Origin of the sequence: Mesorhizobium sp. M2A.F.Ca.ET.039.01.1.1, from assembly GCF_003998035.1 — a bacterium.
Classification (GTDB): domain Bacteria; phylum Pseudomonadota; class Alphaproteobacteria; order Rhizobiales; family Rhizobiaceae; genus Mesorhizobium.
On sequence record NZ_RZRY01000788.1, the window covers coordinates 1 to 2,641 of the forward strand.

Consider the following 2,641-nt stretch of genomic DNA (forward strand, 5'->3'; position numbering starts at 1 on the left):
TACTAATACCATATTAGTGATTGCCAAACCGCAGGCCTGAAGCCGTATTGACGGGCGCAGAGGTCCCAAGAGCGAAGCGCCACTGACCGACCAGCCCGGCCACGGATGGGCCCCCCGCTAGACGACCTTGTCACACGCACAGTGGCGTTCTGCGAATGCTGGACAGGCTGCCCTCCGAACAGGTCATCGTCGCAGCCCGATCTTGGATTTTCTGTAATTCATCGGGATCGGCCATGCTCACCCGTTGATCAACAAACGCCGTCTCAAGCGTGAGCCTTTCGAATAGGTCTCCTTTGCGTTGACCATAAATCTTAGCAAGCCGCGCACCATCGAACCCCCGGTCATCTCAGCTCTTCTCTTTGTCTCGGAAGTACTCTTCTGCAACCGCTTGGTGCATTCGAAAAGAGATCGACTGCACAGATATACAGATAAGTTCACGTCATGTGGTCACTTCAGCGTCCGAGGGGCTCTCTTGCGGTGGCGTGAATTACTCAGTGACAAACTTGACCATTCCGGACTCCATGCAAGCATACATGAAGTCCGGATATGATGTAATCGCTACAAAATAAGGTTGCCACCTTCTGCTTTGTTTATTAGGTACTTGACTATCGGTTACCGATCCGCTGTGAACCAACGCTTATTAAACATATCTAGCTTTATCGCGCGAGCCCTGTTTGCGATTTTCTCGTTTATCCTTCGCGGCGATGCTTGCATTTTCGTCCACGTCGGGGTTATGGCAATCATGGGTTGTTAAGTCAAGCTTGTCCTGAACAAGAGAATGTGAGAGTTGTGCGCCGCTCAAATTGTCGCTCAGGCATTACTGTTATCGGTAAAAAACAACGGAGAGCCGGCCAGTATTACAATTGCGTTTCACGGGTGAATTAGTTGTTTTTGTCGATTCTGCGCTGGGCGGCCACAGGGGGGTTATTGACAATGGTTGAATCGATTGAAATGACACTGGAGATATGGGCCTCGGTGCTGCGCGAGGTGAAGTCGCGGATCAGGAGACTTTTCCCTCAGGAACGTGTGGCGATTTCGGCCGGACTGTTCCTTGAAGGCCTGCTCCGGGATGCGCATCGCAAAACCGGGTGGATGCGCGCCGAGGCTGCGGGTGACCCTGGGCCGTGGCGCCAACAGGCCATTCTCGGAAGGGGCAGGTGGGATGCGGACATCAAGCTGCATGGGATGCTTATTACCGAAGACGGTAGGGGACGGTGGAAGTGGCAATTGAAGAAGGCAAGTATCCGGGCGAATTGGCGTCTCCGCAGCAGATTCACGAACTGGCTGAGGAATACCGAAAGGCGGCACACCAGCTCCTTCCCCTCGGCCGGGCCGGCAAACCCCTCACCCGAGCTCCGTTCAGATTGTCGGCAATCCACGCGATCGAACTTTACCTGACCGCATTGTTGCTCCACCGCGGGCACAATCCCAGTCAGATCCGAAAGATGCACCACGACCTGTCGGCGCGGACGGAGCACACCACAGCGGCAGGGCTCCGCCTTCGTGCGAAGACAGCCAAACACCTTCAGTCCCTCAGTCGGAATCGCGAATACCTCGTCACCCGCTACGGGCCGGAAATGTCCGCAACTGCCTCACAGATCAACCGTCTCACCGCCACCCTTGAAGAGGTGGCGGCAAAGGTCACGGTATTGATCGCGAAGTGCCCCAAGCGGCAGGTTGACCCTACTGCCGCCGGAGAGGTTCAAGTCCGAGACTCAGCAGCCTCGTTGTCTGCGGCGCCCGCCAGTTGAGCGACATGAGGCATCAGAAATACATCAACGAGGTACGCGGCGTAGTCCAGTGAGATCGGCAGCATGGATGCGGTGATTTCATTGTCGATATAACCCTCGGCATCCCAATAGCTTCGAGTCAGTTCCTCATTGGCCGGCTCCATCCGCTCGATAATCCTTTTAAAAGCGGCGTTAGCGGCATCGATAAGCACGGTACGGTCGGTCCCGGTGACAGGCAGGGACGCAATAACGGCATGGGAAGCCATGACGATGTTTCCTTATGGGAATGGCGGTCTCTTACCTCAGCATTTTCGGTCGCCACGCCGACGCTGGTTCTGTATGTGGTGGCTCGTCAAGTCGCCAGGCGCCACTTTATGCTCACATGCGCATCGGCAGGATACTCGGGAATCTCGGCGAAGCAATCCAACTGCCTCACGAAAGGTTCATGATCCTTTGCTAATGGCCCCATTCGGGGGGACGTTCCATGGACGAAAATGGACCATACAGAGAAGCGTATCGCCTTGAGCGCGTCGTACGCGGCGCAGCCAGTATCATCGTGACTTTCTATTCAGCCAAAGAGGCGCGGACGGTCATCCCCAGTTTGAATGATAACTACCGGTTGATGCAGGGTGACAGGCAGATCTGGCCCAGTGAGGGTTCATCCGCACGTCATCATCAGGCCGCAGATTAGCGAGGCCGACTTCGATCGGCTCCCAAGAAAGACCTCCTGCCCGGTTTCGGCCGGGCATTTTCTAGCTGTCGGCAAGCGCCAGTTTCGGCCGGATCGTGCCGATCGCGTTCACGATGGCGTCCGCGGAGTGAACATCCAGGACAACATCCAGGATACCTTCGGTCGTCCGTATCGACAGGATGCCGAGAGTGCCTTGCTCATCCTTCACGGTGCCGACGTG

General features: G+C 55.9%; 2 protein-coding genes and 1 pseudogene. 2 read left to right on the plus strand and 1 reads right to left on the minus strand.

From position 1 onward, the window contains the following. Positions 1 to 933: 933 nt before the first annotated feature. Positions 934 to 1,170 (plus strand): annotated as a pseudogene (locus tag EOA24_RS33700) (IS701 family transposase); the annotation flags it as partial. A 50-nt stretch (positions 1,171 to 1,220) separates the two neighbouring features. After that, on the plus strand, positions 1,221 to 1,751 hold the full coding sequence (locus EOA24_RS33705; protein ID WP_127410569.1) for a hypothetical protein: 531 nt from the start codon (positions 1,221 to 1,223) through the stop codon (positions 1,749 to 1,751). Here EOA24_RS33705 and EOA24_RS33710 read toward each other — a convergent pair. After that, a complete protein-coding gene (locus EOA24_RS33710) occupies positions 1,703 to 1,996 on the minus strand; it encodes a hypothetical protein (protein ID WP_127410570.1) in 294 nt (97 codons plus the stop codon). The genes EOA24_RS33705 and EOA24_RS33710 overlap by 49 nt on opposite strands. Positions 1,997 to 2,641: the final 645 nt, after the last annotated feature.

Excerpts from the sequence above, each read along its gene's own strand:
- EOA24_RS33710 (WP_127410570.1), bottom strand. The coding sequence starts at position 1,996 with ATGGCTTCCCATGCCGTTATTGCGTCCCTGCCTGTCACCGGGACCGAC.